The organism is Ruegeria sp. CDSA077, from assembly GCF_059612265.1.
Window position 1 is genome coordinate 40,965 of the sequence record NZ_JBXWQG010000001.1, and the last position, 13,161, is coordinate 54,125.

Annotated in this window: 13 protein-coding genes; 5 read left to right on the forward strand and 8 right to left on the reverse strand. The window is 56.6% G+C overall.

All coding sequences use genetic code 11. The annotated features are described in order from the left end of the window. Nucleotides 1–54: 54 nt before the first annotated feature. Nucleotides 55–939 carry a PhzF family phenazine biosynthesis protein gene (locus AC2FLE_RS00230; protein WP_142636545.1) on the forward strand — a complete coding sequence of 295 codons (885 nt, stop codon included), beginning with the start codon at nt 55–57 and terminating at the stop codon, nt 937–939. Beyond that, on the forward strand, nt 939–1,799 hold the full coding sequence (locus AC2FLE_RS00235) for a glycosyltransferase family 10 fucosyltransferase (RefSeq protein ID WP_496694708.1): 861 nt from the start codon (nt 939–941) through the stop codon (nt 1,797–1,799). The genes AC2FLE_RS00230 and AC2FLE_RS00235 overlap by 1 nt, the downstream gene beginning before the upstream one ends. 57 nt (nt 1,800–1,856) lie before the next feature. Here the strand turns inward: AC2FLE_RS00235 and AC2FLE_RS00240 are convergent, their stop codons facing one another. From AC2FLE_RS00240 to trxB, 4 genes are all read right to left on the reverse strand, one after another. After that, complete coding sequence (locus tag AC2FLE_RS00240) at nt 1,857–3,575, reverse strand: bifunctional sulfate adenylyltransferase/adenylylsulfate kinase (RefSeq protein ID WP_142636548.1); 1,719 nt, start codon at nt 3,573–3,575, stop codon at nt 1,857–1,859. A gap of 217 nt (nt 3,576–3,792) precedes the next feature. Beyond that, the gene (locus AC2FLE_RS00245; protein ID WP_496694709.1) at nt 3,793–5,463 is read right to left on the reverse strand and encodes an adenylate/guanylate cyclase domain-containing protein; all 1,671 of its coding nucleotides are present in this window, start codon (nt 5,461–5,463) and stop codon (nt 3,793–3,795) included. A 60-nt stretch (nt 5,464–5,523) separates the two neighbouring features. Then, a complete protein-coding gene (locus AC2FLE_RS00250) occupies nt 5,524–5,991 on the reverse strand; it encodes an RES family NAD+ phosphorylase (protein WP_496694710.1) in 468 nt (155 codons plus the stop codon). A gap of 4 nt (nt 5,992–5,995) precedes the next feature. After that, a complete protein-coding gene (gene trxB / locus AC2FLE_RS00255) occupies nt 5,996–6,937 on the reverse strand; it encodes a thioredoxin-disulfide reductase (protein WP_282021515.1) in 942 nt (313 codons plus the stop codon). A gap of 225 nt (nt 6,938–7,162) precedes the next feature. On the opposite strand from trxB, the gene AC2FLE_RS00260 reads away from it, so the two are divergent. Beyond that, nucleotides 7,163–7,663 carry an Lrp/AsnC family transcriptional regulator gene (locus AC2FLE_RS00260; RefSeq protein WP_142636556.1) on the forward strand — a complete coding sequence of 167 codons (501 nt, stop codon included), beginning with the start codon at nt 7,163–7,165 and terminating at the stop codon, nt 7,661–7,663. Nucleotides 7,664–7,779: 116 nt separating this feature from the next. Here the strand turns inward: AC2FLE_RS00260 and AC2FLE_RS00265 are convergent, their stop codons facing one another. The 4 genes from AC2FLE_RS00265 to lgt all read right to left on the reverse strand — a co-directional run bounded on the left by AC2FLE_RS00265 (nt 7,780) and on the right by lgt (nt 11,992). Next, nucleotides 7,780–8,562 carry a Hint domain-containing protein gene (locus tag AC2FLE_RS00265; protein ID WP_271949219.1) on the reverse strand — a complete coding sequence of 261 codons (783 nt, stop codon included), beginning with the start codon at nt 8,560–8,562 and terminating at the stop codon, nt 7,780–7,782. A gap of 726 nt (nt 8,563–9,288) precedes the next feature. Beyond that, on the reverse strand, nt 9,289–10,047 hold the full coding sequence (pgeF, locus tag AC2FLE_RS00270) for a peptidoglycan editing factor PgeF (RefSeq protein WP_496694711.1): 759 nt from the start codon (nt 10,045–10,047) through the stop codon (nt 9,289–9,291). Next, a complete protein-coding gene (locus tag AC2FLE_RS00275; protein WP_496694712.1) occupies nt 10,044–11,111 on the reverse strand; it encodes a class I SAM-dependent methyltransferase in 1,068 nt (355 codons plus the stop codon). The genes pgeF and AC2FLE_RS00275 overlap by 4 nt, the downstream gene beginning before the upstream one ends. Continuing rightward, entirely contained in the window at nt 11,111–11,992 is an 882-nt protein-coding gene (gene lgt / locus AC2FLE_RS00280) for a prolipoprotein diacylglyceryl transferase (protein WP_496694713.1), read from the reverse strand. The genes AC2FLE_RS00275 and lgt overlap by 1 nt, the downstream gene beginning before the upstream one ends. 97 nt (nt 11,993–12,089) lie before the next feature. Here lgt and AC2FLE_RS00285 point away from each other — a divergent pair, with 97 nt between their 5' ends. Continuing rightward, nucleotides 12,090–12,338 (forward strand): accessory factor UbiK family protein, encoded by a 249-nt coding sequence (locus AC2FLE_RS00285; RefSeq protein WP_142636566.1) that lies wholly within the window; start codon nt 12,090–12,092, stop codon nt 12,336–12,338. Nucleotides 12,339–12,646: 308 nt separating this feature from the next. Continuing rightward, nucleotides 12,647–13,147 carry a type III secretion system chaperone family protein gene (locus AC2FLE_RS00290; RefSeq protein ID WP_496691006.1) on the forward strand — a complete coding sequence of 167 codons (501 nt, stop codon included), beginning with the start codon at nt 12,647–12,649 and terminating at the stop codon, nt 13,145–13,147. Nucleotides 13,148–13,161: the final 14 nt, after the last annotated feature.

Consider the following 13,161-nt stretch of genomic DNA (forward strand, 5'->3'; position numbering starts at 1 on the left):
TGTCGGGCGAGACAGTCGAACCTATGATGGTTCGAATATCGGAGTGCACGACACATGAATTGGTTCGACTTTGACTGGGTAGACGCCTTCAGCGATCGCGCCTTTGGTGGCAATGGGTGCGCTGTTGTTCATGGTGGGGCAGCTCTGTCCGAAGACGTCTGCATGGCCTATGTGCGCGAGACGTCCTTGGTTGAATGCACCTTTACTGGCCCGTCCGATGTGGCCGATTTCCGGGTTCGTTATTTTCTGGCCAGTCGCGAAATCCCCTTTGCCGGGCATCCCACGATCGCAACCGTAGCTGCAATGCAGTCCAGAGGAATGCTGCAAGGCAATACCCTGACGCTTGAAACCGGCGCGGGGATCGTTTCGATCTGCATCAGCGGTGATGAAATCGAGATGACGCAGATTGCACCACAATTCGGCGCCTATGTTCCCGCCGAGCTGGTCGCCTCTGCCATCAGCCTGCCCAAAGAGGCGATCATCTCGCCGCCGCAATTTGTTTCTACCGGGCTGCCCTTCTGTGTCACTGTTCTTCGTGATCACGACGCCCTGCGCGCGGCAAAACTGGTCGAAAGGCCTTTGCGCGAGATTGCCGAAAAGGCGGGCTTTTCCGGCTCCGATATGGCCGAACCTTTTCTTGTAACGCTCAAAGGCGCGACCAAAGCAGGCGATACATTCTCGAGATTGCTGTTGGCCCCGCCCAGCCCGCCCGAGGATCCGTTTACCGGATCTGCCACAGGTGCGATGGCGGCGTATCTCTGGAAACATGGGCTGATGCCAAAGGACGTTTTTATTGCCGAGCAAGGCCATGATATGGGGCGCCCCGGTCAGGCGACTGTTACCCGAGCTGGCCCATCGGATGCGATGACAGGCATCAAGGTCGCCGGTCGCGGGCATATTCTGATGCGGGGTCAGGTTAATTTGCCAGATGCCGGATGATGACAGAACCTGCAATCGCCATATTGCCCTATGGGCATCGGTTAGGGCCGAAACTGGCCACGGTTCCTTTGTCGGAACTGACCTGGCCCGAAGGTTGCCCGGATCGTCTGATCGGAAAAACAGTGGGCGATCTTGCGCACACGGACCATCTGATCATGTACCCCAATTCCACCGTACATCTGCGTCTTCGTCGGGGAACACGTGCGCGGATATCTTTGATGATGGGAGAGCCTTCGGCCATCCATGCCAAACATGATCGCATGTTGCGCTATACGTGGCGGCGGTTCTTCCGGGTGCTGACCTTTCATGATGTTTTGTTGCAAGGTATCCCAAACGCCGTGTTTCTGCCTTATGGCGTGACGATGGTGCCTGATTGGCGAGAACTTTTGGTCGAGAAATCTAAATCCTGTTCTTTGATCGCCTCGGCCAAACGTGATCTCGAAGGACATCAGCTGCGCCATTCCGTGATCGACTGGGTTCGTGAATCCGGGGCAGATGTCGATATTATGGGGCGTGGCTATACTCCGTTTGACCGAAAGTCTGACGGGCTGGCCCCATATCGCTATTCGGTGGTGATCGAGAATGTGCGGGAGCGGAATTACTTTTCGGAAAAGCTGACAGACGCGATCTTGTGCTCGACAGTGCCGATCTATTGGGGCTGTCCCAATATTGATGATTTCTTCGACACATCCGGGATGATCCTGTGCGATTCCGAGGCCGACATTCGGAGTGCGATTCAAGCCGCTTCGGTCGATGACTATGCCGCGCGTCTAGATGCCCTGCGGGCCAGCCAGTCCAAAGCGGCCGAGTTTGGTGATTTCGAAGGGCGCGCGGTCGCCGCTATTCGGGCGGAGCTGTAGTCCAATAGAAAAAGGCCCCCGGAAACCGAGGGCCTTTTTCTTGATTCTTTGCGCAGGTTACGATCCGGCGATCAAACCCATGCTTTCCAGCTTGAGCAGAACCTGGTGGGCACAGTTGTCTACGTCCACATTCTCGGTCTCGACGCTCAGCTCAGGATTGGCAGGTACGTCGTAGGGATCGGAAATTCCGGTGAATTCCTTGATCTTGCCTTCACGCGCCAGCTTGTACAGGCCCTTGCGGTCGCGGCGTTCGCATTCTTCGATGCTGGTGGCCACGTGAACCTCGCAGAAAGCGCCAAACGCTTCGACATCTTCGCGGACGGCGCGGCGGGTCGTGGCGTAGGGTGCGATTGGGGCACAGATAGCGATGCCGCCGTTCTTGGTGATCTCGCTGGCCACATAGCCGATGCGGCGGATGTTCAGGTCGCGGTGCTCTTTCGAGAAGCCCAGTTCCGATGACAGGTTCTTACGAACAATGTCACCATCCAGCAGGGTCACCGGACGACCGCCCATCTCCATCAGCTTTACCATAAGCGCGTTGGCGATGGTCGATTTGCCCGAGCCGGAGAAACCGGTGAAGAATACGGTAAAACCCTGCTGACTGCGCGGCGGTTTGGTCTTGCGCAGCTCGGTCACAACCTCAGGGAAGCTGAACCATTCGGGGATTTCCAGGCCTTCGGCCAGACGGCGGCGCAGTTCTGTGCCCGAGATGTTCAGGATTGTGACGTTGTCTTTGTCGGCGATCTCGTCATTCGGTTCGTATTGAGCGCGTTCCTGCACAAAGACCATGTGCTTGAAATCGACCATTTCGACGCCGATTTCATCCTGGAACTGGCGGAACAAATCCTGTGCGTCGTAGGGGCCATAGAAATCTTCGCCGGCCGAGTTCTTGCCGGGGCCTGCGTGGTCACGGCCGACAATGAAATGCGTGCAGCCGTGGTTGGCGCGGATCAACCCGTGCCACACCGCCTCGCGCGGGCCTGCCATACGCATCGCCAGGTTCAGCAGTGACATCGAAGTTGTCGAGGCCGGGTACTTGTCCAGAACAGCCTCATAGCAACGCACGCGGGTAAAGTGGTCCACGTCGCCCGGCTTGGTCATACCAACAACCGGATGGATCAGCAGGTTGGCCTGCGCCTCTTTGGCGGCGCGGAAGGTCAGTTCCTGATGCGCGCGGTGCAGCGGGTTGCGGGTTTGGAACGCAACAATACGGCGCCAACCCAGCTTGCGGAAATAGGCGCGCAGCTCGTTCGGTGTGTCGCGGCGGGCACGGAAATCATAGTGAACGGGCTGTTGGATACCAACAACAGGACCGCCCAAGTAAACCTTGCCCGCAGTGTTGTGCAGGTAGTTGACCGCCGGGTGAGCATCGTCATCTGCGCCAAAGACCTTTTCCGCCTCGCGCGCCTTGTTCGGCGTCCAGCGGTCGGTCACAGTCATGGTGCCCAAAATGACACCTTCTTGGTCGCGCAGTGCAATGTCCTGACCCAGTTTGATGCCCTCAGCGAAGTCTTCGCTGACATCCAACGTGATTGGCATCGGCCAAAGGGTGCCGTCGGCCAGGCGCATGTTCTCGACGACATTGTCGTAATCGGCCTCGCTTAGGAACCCTTTCAGCGGGTTGAACCCGCCATTCATCAGCAGTTCCAGATCACAGATCTGACGAGGGCTCAGGTCCCAGCTTGTCAGGTCGGCAGCTTCTACTTTCAGTTTCTGTGCGGACTCGTACGAAACATAAAGTTCAGAGATCGGCGCCAGATTGCTTAACATCGTCATGGGAATTCTCTTGTCGAAGGATGGATTGGCCAGTGATTCAGGGGCGTTTGCCGGGCATGTGCCCCGGCGGTCGAGTGAAGTCCAGATGGATTTATGAAACAAAGGACGATATGCGCGGTTTTTCTCCGGATTGGAAGGATTTTCCACATTTTGACGCGAAACCCGACGACAATCCCTTGGATCAAGGCCAAATAGACCGGTTTGAATGAGTGTGTTCTCAGGCGGCAATCTTGGGGGTGAGGTCGGACGCACGTTCGACCGGCAGGGCAGAAATTGGCCTTGTTACCCCACGCAATTGGAAGGGGCGCAGATCGTTCTGCCAACTCTCATGCCCCGCTGCCTTCAGCAAATCGCCCGAAACCAAAAGCTCGACACCCAACCCCTTGGTCTCGGCCTCCAATCGGCTGGCGACATTCACGGCGTCGCCGATAATCGTGCGGCTTGCAGTGCCCACGGCGCCGATTTCGCCCAGAACAAGATCGCCCAGATGTAACCCCATTCCAATGCGAATAAGCGGGCTGCCCTCGGTTTCGAGTTGCTCGTTGAACCGTTGCAATGCGCGGCTGACATTGGCTGCAGCTTTCATCCCGGCCCGTGCTGAACTTGCAGCATCGGCGGTTTCAAACACTGCCAGCAGCCCGTCACCCATATACTTGTCGACCACACCCCCATCCGAGGTGATGGCTGGCACGATGGCGTCAAAGAACCGGTTGAGCAGGAAAACAATGTCATAGGGCAACTGCCCGGTGGTCAGTGCCGTGAACCCGCGCATGTCCAGAAACAGCACCGCCAGTTTACGTTCCTGCCCCTGGCTGGCATGGGCGCGATTGCGACCGCTACCGGGATTGTACATCCGAAAGGCCGTGATTGGCTCGGTCGGGCGGATCTGACAGGCCAGGCGTGCGCCTTCGGGTGCTTTTACGGCAGCCAAGCTGCGGGCCTCGATCTCACTGGGGACGGGGAGCTGATCTGCACCATTTTCGACAATAACGCGACAGGTGGTGCAGCGCCCCTTGCCACCACATAGCGCAGTGTGGGGAATTCCGTTGGCCTGAGAAATCTCAAGCAGAGTCATGCCTTTTTCGGCCACAATTTCGGGGCCTTCCACATATTTGATGCGCACCGAATGCCGGCGTCGCAAAATTTTGCGCACCAGAAACACAAGCAATGTAGCGCCAACCGCCAACCCGAATGCAAGCAGTGTATCTTGCCTCACAGCCATCAGAGCCTGAAAAGCCTCGGGCGATGGCCAGTTGTAATGTTCGATATACTGATCGCGCAGAAACGGGTCGGCGAAATCAGCCCAGATGCGTCGGCCCTCTGTCAAAAGACCTGCTAGAGCGAAAGACGGAATGAACACGGCGAGCCCGATCAGATAAGGCAGCGCCCTTTGCCACCAGGATGTCAGGCGCAGCCACATGTGAAGACCGATGCAACTGTGGACCCAGACCACCAGCAAAAGCAGGCTTTGTGTCCAGATTGCATAGCTGGGCCACATTAGCGCGATGATATAACCCATCTCATCATTAACCCCGAAAACTGCATGCGCGTATCGGGTGTGAACAAGGTGCGAGATCAGTTGCAGTGGAATCACAAATCCAAGCACCACCTGTAGCCCCAGACTGAAAGGCATTCGCATGGTTCTGCGCTGAGCTAACGAATACAGCGCCAGCCCAAAATGCACGAGCAAGGCCAGATATAGAATCGCGCTGCCGATGTTGTTGCGCGTAATGACATGGCGGCCTTTCTGCATTTCGTGGAGATAATCAGTATGAAACAGTCCCAGACCGATATTGATGAAGTGAAAGAAGGCAAAGATGAACAGGATCAGGCCGCTCATGATCCTCAGCCGGGTAGCCCACCCGCCTTGCCATAGTACGCTTTTCACTCGGTTCACCTGTGTTCGTTTTGCTCGCATTTCAGAGTCTGTAACGGCGCAGAGCGGGGGTCAAGCGAAGCCTCTATGCCCCGGCAACCAGGGATGCGGATCCCCATCCAGGCACACTACCTCTGGCGAGGTGCTAAACAAAACCGCATGACTGAGTTCTGGCCGGGATCGCGAGCTGTATAGCAAGCCGTCGGCGCCTTTGGCGCGGGCGTCATCCGAAAATAGCCAGGTGGGTGAGGTGCCTTCTTTTTCGTGGATATCCTGCCACACGACCGAGGCTTCACTGCGCCCCCGCAGATCTACCAGCCGAGCGCCGGTGATCCGGCATTTTTGAAGAATGCGTGGTGGATCGGATGGGCAGACATAGCGTTTGATGGCTACTTCGGCACCCTCAGCGCTCAGCGAAGTATAAAGCGCGAATTGGCCCGCATAATGAAAACGCCCCTCTGGCGCCCGTGCTGGGGCCAAAGGGGCGTCTATCTGTGACAGTAACAGAATTCTCCAGATCGGGCCGGAGAATTCGATCACCTGATTAATCCTGCTCGGCCAGGAACCGTTCAGCATCCAGCGCGGCCATACAGCCCATCCCGGCGCTGGTAACGGCTTGACGGTAGATGTGATCTGTCAGGTCTCCGGCAGCAAAGACACCTGGAATGGAGGTTTCTGTGGAGCCCGGTTTGGTGATCACATAGCCGCCCATATGGGTTTCCAGCGAGTCCTTGACCAGCTCATTCGCGGGCGCGTGGCCGATGGCGATGAAAACACCTTTGCAGGGGATTTCGCGAATCTCACCGGTTTTCACATTCTTGACGCGCACGCCTTCGACACCCAAAGGCGCGTCGGTTCCGGTGACCTCGTCCAGTTCGTGGAACCACAGGGGCTCGATCTTGTCGTTCTTCATCAGCCGATCCTGCAGGATTTTTTCGGCGCGCAGTTCATCGCGGCGATGGATCAAGGTGACCTTGCTGGCAAAGTTGGTCAGAAACAGCGCCTCTTCCACGGCGGTATTGCCGCCGCCGATTACAACGATCTCCTGCCCGCGATAGAAGAACCCGTCGCATGTGGCGCAGGCGGAAACGCCAAAGCCTTTGAACTTCTCTTCCGAGGGCAATCCCAGCCATTTCGCCCGCGCGCCAGTGGCCAGAATGACCGCATCGGCAGTGTAGATGGTGCCGCTGTCGCCCTTGGCGGTGAATGGGCGTTTCGAGACATCCAGATCGCTGATGATGTCGCCGATGATTTCGCAACCCATCGCGGCGGCGTGCTCCTGCATCTTGATCATCAGATCAGGCCCCTGAACCTCGGTAAAGCCGGGATAGTTCTCGACCTCGGTGGTGGTCGTCAGCTGCCCGCCCGGTTCGATGCCCTGAACCAGTATCGGTTCCAGCATCGCACGGCTGGCATATACGCCCGCAGTATAACCGGCAGGTCCTGATCCGATTATCAGAACCCTGGTGTGTTTTGTTTCGGCCATGATACCCCCGACTCGATCTGCCTGATACGGGCCTGCGGCCCCTTGGCGAATGGATATAGCGACCCCCTTGAGGCGCTTAAAGCCCCTTCGTGCCGTATCGGAGAATCCGTTTCACAACTCGCGCTAGAAAAATACCTGTAAAATCAAAGAATATTGCGCAAACGCGAAACATTATTGCGCATCCCTTGGGTGCTGATATAACAACCGAAAATTCAGGAGCTTTTTATGGTCGCGACACGGCTGGACGAGATTGACCGCAAGATTCTGGCAGAATTGCAGGCAGACGGTCGTATGACCAATGTAGAGCTCGCGAAACGTGTGGGAATTTCCGCGCCTCCGTGCCTGCGGCGCGTGCGCACATTGGAGGACTCGGGCCTTATCCGCGGATACCACGCGGAAGTGAATGCGCGTGAGCTGGGTTTTGAGGTTCAGGTCTTTGCAAGCGTCGGATTGGAAAGCCAAGCCGAAGCCGAACTCAGCGCATTCGAGGAACGCTGCCGCGAGTGGCCACTTGTCCGTGAATGCCACATGCTGAACGGCGAAGTGGATTTTATTCTGAAATGCGTCGCTCCTGATCTCAGCAGCTTTCAGCAGTTTTTAACAGGCGAGTTGCTGACCACGCCAAACGTGGCCAGCGTTAAAACCTCACTTGTGATACGCGGCGCTAAGGACGAGCCCGGTGTACCGTTTGACGTTCTGGAAGAACGAATGAACCGGACGGCGTAAAGCGCATCCTTTTGTGACGGCTGGTGCACGGCGGCAAAATCGCCGTGACAACCAGAAACAACACCCAACTAATTAAAATCTGCATAAAGCCCCCACTTTGCAGTACTGGTTAAAACTCAGGCAGTGATTGCGTCCACCTCTCCATCTCCGGCACGCGGTAACTGCAGCGGGCCAAAGTCATTCAGCGATTCGACATGCTCGAACAAGTTCAAATAGATTGAGCGAAGCGAATGGCTGATCATCCGAACCGCATTTACGCCTGGATGATATGATTCAAACTGTAATCCGTCTACCTTGATAACCGAATGGCGTTTCAGACAGATGTGAAACAATTCGATTGGGGTAGGCGGTAGCATCTCGATGACACCCATCCCGTCTTGGAACTCGTGCGCGGGCGTCAAAACAGGAGATCCGCCATACAAGTGCCGCAGATGTGCTGGGGTGCCCAACAGGCGCGCAGCCGGACCGACAGTCACGCCTGACATCGGTTTTTGCATTCCGAAGGTATCCGCCATGATGCGTGTCAGCGGGCGCGTGCGACCACGCGAGTCTTCGCGCCCGGGGATCAAAGTAACCGAGCCCTTCCAGACCACGGTTTCCGAAGTTCCATTCTGGGTCAAAACCGTATCGCCAGGCAAAAGATCTTCGATCGCTATCGGCCCGTTTTCGGTTTCGACAAGCGAACCCCTCGTAAAGGCACAAAACGCATCCTCGAACATGGGCAGTGCTGGCGCGATGTGGCGGGTTTGGGATACCTCGCCATTGCTCAACAATGAACTGACCTCATAGCGCCGCAGTTGCGCTTTTTGTTTTGTTGTATTTCTTGGAATCTCGCGCAGCATTGTCGACGTATCGACGGCGTTTCTGGCGGCGCGGGCCAAAGAATGTGGAATAGTCATACTAATTCCGTCCCCTCAAACATCCGCTCAGGAAGGCTGAACCCCCGTACAGGCCCGCCTGATCGGTTTTCTTTGTCTTGAATGCTATGGCGACTTCGAGACGTCGGCTGTAACGGCCGCGCAGTGCGATGGAATTTCGCAAACTCTTGGTCAACACATTGACCCCCCAGACAAACTCACAACTCGCAGACGAAAATTGTCTACGCACACAAACTCCTAAACACATTCACAGAAAGCGTCTGTGAAGCGCCACACACCGGATCGGAGCACCCCCGCTGTGTGTATTGACCCTCAAAGCCGGCAGAATGGCTTTGGTAGGCCTGTCTAGTCAGCGTCGCGAAGCCAAACGGCGCGCCACACTGGCAGAACGGCTGGAAACCCGCTTCCACGGCATCTCCAGTTTTTGCTCTCTGGACGCTTTTAGAACAGCGCTGAGAAAGCGGGATCTTTGTTTCATCCTGTTGTCCTACTCGTTCAAGGCTTAATGCCTAATGACCCAATCTTAGACTAACGTGTCGCGATATTGAGGCGGCCATAAGGCTGACGCGGGTTGAATCTGGGACAAAAGAAAGTTGGCTGTTTCCTTTTCTTAATCTAGCCGCACTCACATTCGGAAATGTGCAGATAACCATCTGAGAGAGGGCAAAAAAACCTAATTTTGGCGACTCATATAGACACAACAAATGTGGCGAAAAAGCGGCGATTTCGCCACAATCAGGACACGCGTCACAGTTTGATGGCGGAAATCAGGCGGCCGTAGTCGGCTTCTTTTGCATGAACCGATCGGCGGTACGAATAGAATCTGTTCGGGTCCGAATAGGTGCAATGACGAATCCACTCTGCATGCCCGACACCAGCCTGACGTAACCGGTGCAGCCCATAGGACGGGAGGTCAAATTGCATCCGATCACCCGTCCCATTTGCGAAGAATCGCAGGTTTTCTGATGATTCAGCGGCAAAGTCTTCTAGGAACTCGGGCCCGACCTCATACGCAATTTGCGAGATTGTGGGCCCTATGACGGCCACTGTATTCTCGCGCCGTGCTCCCAGCGCCTCCATGGAGTCCAACGTGGCCTCAAGCACACCGTCCAACGCGCCGCGCCAACCCGCATGTGCAGCCCCTATCACTTTTGCGTGGGTGTCGGCAAATAGAACAGGTTGGCAATCCGCCGTGAGGATGGTCAGCGCCAGCCCGGGACAGGCCGTAACCAACGCGTCTGCTTTAGGCTTTTCCCCGTCGATTGGACCATCAACAGTTATGACCGTCGGTGAATGCACCTGATGGACCCCGATAAGGGATCCGGGATCGACCTCCATCGCATCCGCTACGCGGTTACGGTTTATCGCGACAGCCTCGGTCTGGTCAGATGATCCATGACCGCAGTTGAGCCCTGCAAAGACCCCGGATGAGGCCCCACCACGGCGGCAGAAAAAACCATGGCGTATGGATGACAAGAGATCCGAAGTCAGAATTTCCAGCGTCATGATTCCAGTCCCGGTGGTAATGCGGCATAAGATGGGTACAGGCCCAGTACTTTGAACAGGTTTCCCATTTCCTCTGGGTGCGTCAACCGGCGATGTGCGGCTATCAACGCCTCAAGCTTGGACCCGCTGAGTGGTTTCGCCAATGCTTGCGCCCGCGCGGTGATGCCCAGCCGTTCCAGAAAAACGCCTTGGGGTGTCAGGCGCGAATGGGCGCAGCCCGCAGCTCGCGCTGCGCTCGCCAGAGGTTCGAAGTCCACATGGGCGGTCAGATCAGCTTGTCCGGGGCTGGAAAGCGGGTCGATCGGCTTGTGGGCATGCAGCGCTTGAAACGTATCCCCAAGCGAATGCCAGTCGCCATAATCCAGGATCAGTCCGGCGCCGCCATGGGTCGCGATCCGTCCGGCGATCACAGTGATGATCGGTATGGCCGAAGGGCAAAGCTCGACCAGATCCCCATCCTGCGTGTCCTCAAGCCGGTTCTTCAAAGCGATCTGTGGCGACCGCGGCCCCTGGCCAAAAGCCAGTGATTCGTCCTTCATCCCGATCAAACGTTCCCGCCAATCGCTGCCATCACGGATGAATTGGCGTATGGGCAGAGCGTCAAAGAACTCGTTTGCCACCAGCAAAAGCGGGGATTCGGGTAGATCGGTGACCGATTTAATCCAGCGTGGAGCATAGGCATCCAGCGTCTTTGCCTGAATGGTGCGCAGGGTTGGTGAGGCCTCAAGCAGTACAATATCTGCCGCCGCGTGAAAGCCATCCACGCCCTGTGTTGCACGCAGCATGTCAGCCATCAGCGTTCCGCGCCCGGGACCCAGCTCCGCTAGCGTGAAACGGTCCGGACGCCCCTGGTCAATCCAGCATTGCGCAAGGCTGAGCCCGATTAGTTCGCCAAACATCTGGCTGATTTCCGGGGCGGTGATGAAATCGCCCTGCGGGCCAAGGGGGTCGCGGGTGGTGTAATATCCCAGTGTCGGGTGCAGCAGGCATTCGGTCATATAGTCGGCTACACTCATCGGGCCGTCTTGTGCGATACGAGCCTGTAAGAGGTTGGCGAGGGTCATCACTTGGCCTTAGCGCGTGATGCCAGCCAAAGGCCAAAGGCAATCATTGGCAAAGACAGCAACTGGCCCATGGTCAGGCCGTAGCCGCCCATTTGCCAGGCAAGTCCAAGCGGATTTCCGGCCGAAACAAACTGTGCATCGGGTTGCCGGAAAAACTCGACAATGAAACGCGATGCGCCATAGCCCGCCAAAAACACGCCTGTGACCAGACCGGGCCGTAGGAAAGCGTGGCGCCGATAGGCCAGCCACAAGAGCAAGGCACCCAGCAGCAACCCCTCAAGCGCGGCTTCGTAAAGCTGAGAGGGGTGGCGGGCGCAAAGACCAATAACCTCCGGGCAGTTTTGGGCGGCGGCACCGGGGAATACAAAGGCCCAGGGCAGGTCGCTGGGCCTTCCCCACAGTTCGGCGTTGATGAAATTCGCGACACGACCCAATAACAGTCCAGGCGGCACGGTATGCGCGATCAGATCAGCAAGCGGCAAAATCGAAATTTGGTGACGTCTTGCATAGATATATGAGGCCACGACGACGCCTAGCAATCCACCGTGGAAGGCCATGCCGCCCTGCCAGACCATCAGAATTTCGATCGGGTTCGAAAGGTAATAAGCTGGTTGATAAAACAGCACGAACCCAAGTCGCCCGCCCAGAATCACGCCCAGGATGATCCAGGTGATCAGATCCTCAAGCTGGGCGGGTTGCATAGGTGGCGCCTTGTCGGGCCACAGGGCGGGGCGCTTTAGGGCGATCACCCCCAGGCGCCATGCAATCACAATCCCGGCGATATAGGCGAGGGCGTACCATCTAAGTGCGAACTCCATCCCGAACAGCGAGATCGAGAAAAGTTCGGGCGACAGATCGGGGAAATTCAGAACAGCCTGCATGTGCGTCTCATTGCCCGGGCTTTGAGGGTTAAGTCAACCTTGAGCCTGCGCCAATCATTCCCCATATAGAGACCAACCGCCAAATCGGAGGATAACCATGCAAACCCGCAACAAGATTCTGGATGATGTTTCCCAACTCATGACCAACGCCATGGGTGTTGCCCAAGGCGCAAAGGACGAGGCGGAGAACGCCATGAAGTCGATGATCGACCGTTGGCTGGCCGATCGCGATTTCGTCACACGCGAAGAATTCGACGCTGTCCGTGCCATGGCTCAGAAAGCGCGCGAGGAAAACACAGCGCTCGAGGCGCGCATTGCAGCGTTGGAAGCCAAGCTGGGCGAATAATCCCCCGCGAAATTTTCGAAAAAAAACAAACGCCGCGCAATCCGGTTCTGGGTTGTGCGGTGTTGTGCATCATGCCGTCTTGCGGGAATTAATCAAGACAAAGCTGCATCTGATGCCAATATTTTGATCCCCGTTGCCAGCTATCCACAACTTATTGCTGTTATCCCCAAAAATGGGGGTTGTCAGGCCACCACCCACAGCGCACCATATTTAGTACAGGCCTATGGGGGAAGCCCGGCTTGTAGAGCAGGCAACTAGCGCTGGGGCGCTGCCAGCCCCGAAATGCTAGAAATTAGTGAGGTGGCATTATGGCCCTTTCCGAGCAGTTTCTTGACGAAGACCTTCATCCGATCGACATTGTTGAACATCTTGCCGAACATCACGATTGGGACTTTGATCGGATCGGGGATGATCAGATCGCAATGGCTGTCGAAGGACAGTGGCGCACCTACTCGATTACGCTGGCCTGGTCGAATTATGACGAAACGCTGCGTATGGTGTGCTCGTTCGAGATGGAGCCACCTGAGGCGCGCGAGACCGAGCTTTATGAACTGCTGAACAAGATGAACGATCAGTGCTGGGCCGGGGCCTTCACATACTGGGCCAATCAGAAGCTGATGGTTTACCGGTACGGTCTGGTTCTTGCGGGTGGTCAGATGGCCAGCCCGGAACAGATTGATACGATGATCACCGCAGCGGTCCTGAGCGCCGAGCGTTATTATCCCGCGATCCAACTGGTCACATGGGGCAACCGTACCCCGGAAGACGCGATGCAAGTCGCCATTGCAGAGGCCTACGGCCGCGCGTAAAGCTTTGCCCCGAG

Coding starts and splice junctions, on each gene's coding strand:
- AC2FLE_RS00230 (WP_142636545.1), top strand. CDS start 55: ATGAATTGGTTCGACTTTGACTGGGTAGACGCCTTCAGCGATCGCGCC.
- AC2FLE_RS00235 (WP_496694708.1), top strand. CDS start 939: ATGACAGAACCTGCAATCGCCATATTGCCCTATGGGCATCGGTTAGGG.
- AC2FLE_RS00240 (WP_142636548.1), bottom strand. CDS start 3,575: ATGACGATGTTAAGCAATCTGGCGCCGATCTCTGAACTTTATGTTTCG.
- trxB (WP_282021515.1), bottom strand. CDS start 6,937: ATGGCCGAAACAAAACACACCAGGGTTCTGATAATCGGATCAGGACCT.
- AC2FLE_RS00260 (WP_142636556.1), top strand. CDS start 7,163: ATGGTCGCGACACGGCTGGACGAGATTGACCGCAAGATTCTGGCAGAA.
- AC2FLE_RS00265 (WP_271949219.1), bottom strand. CDS start 8,562: ATGACTATTCCACATTCTTTGGCCCGCGCCGCCAGAAACGCCGTCGAT.
- pgeF (WP_496694711.1), bottom strand. CDS start 10,047: ATGACGCTGGAAATTCTGACTTCGGATCTCTTGTCATCCATACGCCAT.
- AC2FLE_RS00275 (WP_496694712.1), bottom strand. CDS start 11,111: ATGACCCTCGCCAACCTCTTACAGGCTCGTATCGCACAAGACGGCCCG.
- lgt (WP_496694713.1), bottom strand. CDS start 11,992: ATGCAGGCTGTTCTGAATTTCCCCGATCTGTCGCCCGAACTTTTCTCG.
- AC2FLE_RS00285 (WP_142636566.1), top strand. CDS start 12,090: ATGCAAACCCGCAACAAGATTCTGGATGATGTTTCCCAACTCATGACC.
- AC2FLE_RS00290 (WP_496691006.1), top strand. CDS start 12,647: ATGGCCCTTTCCGAGCAGTTTCTTGACGAAGACCTTCATCCGATCGAC.